Here is a 4,945-nt window from a genome sequence, read left to right as displayed (position 1 = left end):
CAGGTGCCTCATGCCCCGCCTGTGTCCGGGCCCGGCCCACCGGTCACACTCGGACGACGCGACGAGCATCACGGAAGTGGGTGTGACGATCCGGGCGGTGCCGGACACGAACGGAACATGAGCAACGACGAGATCTTCGCCGCTGCCTATCGCGAGCACTACTGGGCGGTCAGCCGCTATGTCGCGCGGCGACTGGACGGGCGGACCAGCGAGGTGGAGGAAGTGGTGGCGGAGGTGTTCACGGTCGCCTGGCGGCGCCGCGCCGACCTGCCCGGCTCCCCGCTGCCCTGGCTGTACGGCGTGGCACGCAACTGCCTGGCGAACGCGGTACGCGGCTACGGGCGCAGGCGGCGGCTGGTGCACCGGCTCGGCAACGACGAGACTGCGCACGGCAGGCAGATCGTGGACAGCCCCGACGCGGAGGCCCCCGGCGCCTGGGTGCACGAGGCGCTGGCCCGTCTCTCCGAGTCCGACCAGGAGGTGCTGCGCCTGACGGCCTGGGAGGAACTGGGCATCGACGAGGTCGCCGTCGTCCTCGGCTGCGGCAGCAGGGCCGCCGCGATGCGGCTGCATCGCGCGCGGCGCAGGCTCAGAGCCGAGATAGACCGCCTGCACCCCTCACTCTCGACCGGTCCGACAGCCACCAAGGAGCACGGTCATGGCTGACGAACTCGACCTGCTGCGCCGCGCCGACCCCGTGCCGGCCCACGGCCCCCACTACGGCGACGGACCGCTGGACCACACCGCCGAACGGCGCCTCGCCGCGCTGCTGAACGAGCGGCCCGCCGCCCGCCGCCGCCCCCGGTTCGTCTGGAGCCTCGCGGCCGCCACCGCAGCCGTCGTGACCGTACTGGCGCTGCTGTTCAGCGGTCCGGGCACCACCCCCGCGGTCGCGGCACCCCGACCCCTGACCATCCGGGCCGACGCCACCCCGGTGTCCCTGACCGAGCTGGCGGCGCGCGCCGCGCGGCAGGCCCAGGAGCAGGGGGCGCCGAAGCTGCGCAAGGGCACCCATGTGCAGTCCTGGAGCATGGGCATGAGCGACGACAAGCCGCCGGTGACGCTGCCGGAGGAACGTGTCGTGCGCTGGAAGGCGGACGGCAGCCACACCGAACTCGTCGTGGCGACCGACCCGCGGCACCCGGGCCGTCCGGTCCTGCGCGACGACGCAGGTGCCCCGCACCTGGTCGAGGACGGCCATGTCCTGACCCGGCAGACCTACCCGCCGAGCTGGAGCGACGCGCCGCCCGAGTCGACGCCCCCGCACGACGCGGCCCGCCTGCGCGCCTACCTCCAGGAGGCCGCGTACACGAAAGCCACCCTGACCACCCCCGAACTCCTCGACGTGATCGACGAGTTGCTCGACCGCTGGACCCTCGGCGCCCGCGAGTCCGCGGCCCTTGCCCGGATCCTCGCGGACACCGACGGGCTGCGCCCGGTCGGCCGGGTGACGGACCGGCTCGGACGCAGCGGCGCGGCGTACGCGTACGACAGCGGGGGCACACGCCGACTGCTGATCATGTCGCCGTCCACGGGCCAGGTCCTCGGCCTGGAGACCGTCTTCACGAAGGCCGACCCGGAGTACGGTGTCAAGGCCGGCGACGTCATGGACTACAGCGCCTGGATGCGCTGATCACACGGGCGCGGCGGCGTGCGTGCCGTCACCCGGTGACCTGGTGCAGGACGTCACCGGATGCAGGACGTCACCGGATACAGGACGTCACCGATGCAGAACACGCCGTCGTCGCGCCCCGGACTGTGCCGCCGGGAGCGGGCGGGAGCGCGCCGCCCTCAGCACCGACCGGAGCAGGGCGACGGAGGCGAGTCGCTCGGCCGCGGTGGCCGCCCGAGGCCGGGCCGGTCGGGCCGGACGTACCCGTCCCAGTGCCGCACGTGCCGAGAAGGTCCAGGTCACTCTGGACGTGACCTGGACCCTCGCGGTTCTGCCTCCTACTCGTCCCATACCTGGATCAGAAGCTCGTCGGTGATCCTGCCGTCGCGCAGCGTGATCATCGACTCGGTCTGGACGCGGGTCCCGTCCGAGTACCGGCACGACTGGCTGTAGGCGGCGTGATCGCCCTCGACGACGCACTGGTCCACCTTGTGCGTCATGTCACGGCTGAAGACGTCCTCCAACAGCGCCCCTATCTCCTCACGACCGCGCAGGATCTTGGGCTTGCTGGGCTGGGTGTTGCGGTCCACGATGCGTATCTGCGCGTCGTCCGCGTAGAGCGACAGCAGGTCTGCCGCCGAGTGTCCTTCGACGCCCCGTCGCAGCGTGTCGGCGCTGAAGGCGGGGGTTGCGGTGGTGCCCATGGTGACCTCCTCCGAAGGCCGCGACCCGTCGAGACGCGGGCCGCGAAGGGCCTTACCTCCGAGGCTCCTCCGCCCCGCCGGGCTCGGCAAGCGCAGCCGGAACGCTGCCCCTGACGGGTGAGTGACGCACCGTGCCCGTGACCGCCGCAGGTGTGGTCACGTTGTGGGAAGCATGATCTCAACACGACGCATCGTTGCCGCCGTTGGTCTCGCCGCGGGCATCACCGCCCTGGCCGCGCCGATGGCCAGCGCCTCCGACTCGGCCATCTCGAACCGGGAGGGCAGCGAGCTGAACCCGCTCACCCTGGTCGACTCGCTCGCCACCACCGGTGTCCCGGCCGACCGCCAGGCCGACATGCCGCGCCCCTCCGAGCAGCTCGACCGCCTGAACAACCTCCACCAGCTGGACCAGGTCGCCCAGATGGGAGCCGTCGGCACGACACTGCCGGGTGCCCTCTAGGCGAACATCGTCGCGTCGCGCATCCCGGCCGAGGGCCGTCCGGAACACCGGGCGGCCCTCGGCCTTTCCCGCTCCCGGTCCCCGTCGCGACACGTCAGGCCGCGCATCAGTCGGCCGTCGCCAGGAACTGCGTCGCCGCGAGTTCGGCGTAGAGCGGATCGGCGGCGACGAGCTCCTGATGGGTGCCCACCGCGCGCACCCGCCCCGCGTCCATGACCACGATCCGGTCGGCCGTCGTCACCGTGGACAGCCGGTGCGCGACGACGAGCACCGTCGTCGCCCGGGCGACGTCCGCGACGGTGTCCCGCAGCGCCGCCTCGTTGACCGCGTCCAGTTGCGAGGTGGCCTCGTCGAGCAGCAGCAGTCGTGGGCGGCGCAGCAGCGCGCGGGCGATGGCCACCCGCTGGCGCTCGCCGCCCGACAGCCTGGTGCCACGATGTCCCACCAGTGTGTCGAGTCCGGCCGGCAGCCGGGCCACCAGCCCGTCGAGGCGGGTCGTCTTCACCACGCGCGCGAGCGCGTCCTCGTCGGCCTCCGGGTTGCCCAGCAGCAGATTGTCCCGCAGGGAACCCGACAGCACCGGGGCGTCCTGCTCCACATAGCCGATCGCGGAACGGAGTTGGGGCAGCTCCCAGTCCTGCAGATCGCGCCCGTCGAGGGTGATGACGCCGGAGCCGGGATCGTAGAACCGCTCGATGAGCGAGAACACCGTGGTCTTGCCCGCGCCCGAGGGGCCGACGAACGCCGTTATGCCGCGGGCCGGTACGGCGAACGTCACGCCGTGATGGACGTAGGGCAGATCCTCGGCGTACCGGAAGCGGACCTCCTCGAAGGCGAGTGCGGCCGGTTCGGCCCCGGTGGAGGGCAGCGGGGCGGGCTCGGCCACCGGTTCGGACGGCAGGCTCAGCGCCTCCTGGATCCGGGCGAGGGCGGCGGAGCCCGTCTGGTACTGGGTGATCGCGCCGACCACCTGCTGGATCGGCGACATGAGGTAGAAGACGTAGAGCAGGAATGCGACCAGGGTGCCGACCTCGATGGCGCCGGTCGCCACCCGCGCACCGCCCACCGCGAGCACCGTGATGAAGGCGACCTGCATCGCGAGACCGGCCGTGTTGCCCGCGGCCGCCGACCACTTGGCGGCCCGTACGCTCTGCCGCCACGACTCCTCGGCCGCCTCGTGCAGTGTCCGCTCCTCCCGGTGCTCGGCGCCCGACGCCTTCACCGTGCGCAGCGCGCCGAGTATCCGCTCCAGTGAGGCCCCCATCACGCCGACCGCGTCCTGCGCCTGCCGGCTCGCCCGGTTGATGCGTGGCACGATCACGCCGAGCACGGTGCCCGCGCCGAGGATCACGGCCAGCGTGACGAGCAGCAGTACCGGATCGACCAGGCCCATCATCACGACCGTCGCGACGAGCGTGAGCCCGCCCGTGCCAAGGCCGACCAGCGAGTCGGTGGTGACCTCCCGCAGCAGCGTGGTGTCCGAGGTGATCCGGGCCATCAGATCGCCCGGCTCGCTGCGGTCGACCGCGGTGATCCGCAGCCTCAGCAGATACGACGACAGGGCCCGCCGCGCGCCGAGCACCACCGACTCCGCGGTGCGCCGCAGCACGTACGAACCGAGCGCGCCCAGGGCCGCGTTGGCGACCACCAGCGCCGACATGAGCAGCAGCGCGCCGGTGATGGCCCGGTCGTGCGAGAGGTTCTCGATCAACTCCCGGGCCACCAGCGGCAGCAGCAGCCCGGTGGCCCCCGTGACCAGCGACAGCACCGCGCCCGCCAGCAGGGTCCACCGATGCGGTCGTACATAGTCCAGAAGCAGCCGCCAGGCGGGCGGACGGGACTCGGTGACGGCGATGCTCACGGCGCTCCTCGGGAGTCGTGCGGAGCATTCAGGCTACGTCGCTGTCGTCCCCGGAAGTGCGGGCGTCGACGGGTCCGCGGACGGGCCGCCGACCGTGGGCGGCATGGCGGGACCGGCGCCCGTTACTGATCAGTCACGCGTAGGGTCGGAGGGACGGACACCCGCACACGAAAGGGTTCAGGACCATGGCGCAGGAAGTTCGCGGCGTGATCGCACCGGGCAAGGACGAGCCGGTGCGGGTGGAGACGATCGTCGTGCCCGATCCGGGGCCGGGGGAGGCGGTGGTGCGCATCCAGGCCTGCGGCGTC

The 4,945-nt window shown here is 72.4% G+C and carries 5 protein-coding genes and 1 pseudogene; 4 read left to right on the top strand and 2 right to left on the bottom strand.

Going from position 1 to position 4,945, the window contains the following annotated elements; all coding sequences use genetic code 11:
- The first annotated feature begins 117 nt into the window (after window positions 1-117).
- Together MQN93_RS43545 and MQN93_RS43540 are read left to right on the top strand one after the other, a co-directional pair.
- Complete coding sequence (locus MQN93_RS43545) at window positions 118-666, top strand: RNA polymerase sigma factor (RefSeq protein WP_242713895.1); 549 nt, start codon at window positions 118-120, stop codon at window positions 664-666.
- Window positions 659-1,633, top strand: coding sequence for a CU044_5270 family protein (locus MQN93_RS43540; protein ID WP_242713894.1), 975 nt, complete (start codon window positions 659-661; stop codon window positions 1,631-1,633). The genes MQN93_RS43545 and MQN93_RS43540 overlap by 8 nt, the downstream gene beginning before the upstream one ends.
- Window positions 1,634-1,950: 317 nt before the next feature.
- On the opposite strand, the gene MQN93_RS43535 is transcribed toward MQN93_RS43540, so the two are convergent.
- A complete protein-coding gene (locus tag MQN93_RS43535) occupies window positions 1,951-2,316 on the bottom strand; it encodes a nuclear transport factor 2 family protein (protein WP_242713893.1) in 366 nt (121 codons plus the stop codon).
- 172 nt (window positions 2,317-2,488) lie between these two features.
- On the opposite strand from MQN93_RS43535, the gene MQN93_RS43530 reads away from it, so the two are divergent.
- Complete coding sequence (locus MQN93_RS43530; protein ID WP_016430675.1) at window positions 2,489-2,776, top strand: hypothetical protein; 288 nt, start codon at window positions 2,489-2,491, stop codon at window positions 2,774-2,776.
- A gap of 106 nt (window positions 2,777-2,882) precedes the next feature.
- Here the strand turns inward: MQN93_RS43530 and MQN93_RS43525 are convergent, their stop codons facing one another.
- On the bottom strand, window positions 2,883-4,637 hold the full coding sequence (locus MQN93_RS43525) for an ABC transporter ATP-binding protein (RefSeq protein WP_242713892.1): 1,755 nt from the start codon (window positions 4,635-4,637) through the stop codon (window positions 2,883-2,885).
- A 185-nt stretch (window positions 4,638-4,822) separates the two neighbouring features.
- On the opposite strand from MQN93_RS43525, the pseudogene MQN93_RS43520 reads away from it, so the two are divergent.
- A pseudogene (locus MQN93_RS43520) lies at window positions 4,823-4,945 on the top strand (S-(hydroxymethyl)mycothiol dehydrogenase); the annotation flags it as partial.

Source organism: Streptomyces spinosisporus (assembly GCF_022698145.1).
Classification (GTDB): Bacteria; Actinomycetota; Actinomycetes; order Streptomycetales; family Streptomycetaceae; genus Streptomyces; species Streptomyces spinosisporus.
Note: the sequence above shows the minus strand (reverse complement) of the source record. Positions and strands in the feature narration are given on the sequence as shown.